1 pseudogene is annotated in these 238 nt (G+C 65.1%); it reads right to left on the bottom strand.

Going from position 1 to position 238, the window contains the following annotated elements:
- Positions 1 to 238: pseudogene (locus H0H10_RS00295) on the bottom strand (DNA primase); the annotation flags it as partial.

The following is a 238-nucleotide window of genomic DNA, read 5'->3' as shown; positions in this document are numbered from 1 at the left end:
CCGGTGTGCACGCCGCCCCAGGGCTTGCCGTGGTCACCCTTCGAGTAACCGTGGCCCTTGTCGCCGTAGTCCTTGTCGTCCTTGTCGCCGTAGTCCTTGTCGTCCTTGTCGCCGTAGTCCTTGTCGTCCTTGTCGCCGTTGTCCTTGTCCTTGTCCGAGTCGTCCTTCGACTCGTCGGAACCACCCGTGTCACCCCCGTTGACCGAGGTCAGGGCACCGCCACCGGTGTGCACGCCGC

It is taken from the genome of Streptomyces griseicoloratus (genome assembly GCF_014534645.1).
Taxonomy (GTDB): Bacteria; Actinomycetota; Actinomycetes; order Streptomycetales; family Streptomycetaceae; genus Streptomyces; species Streptomyces griseicoloratus.
The sequence above is the reverse complement of the archived record's forward strand: the minus strand, read 5'-3'. Positions and strand labels throughout refer to the sequence as shown.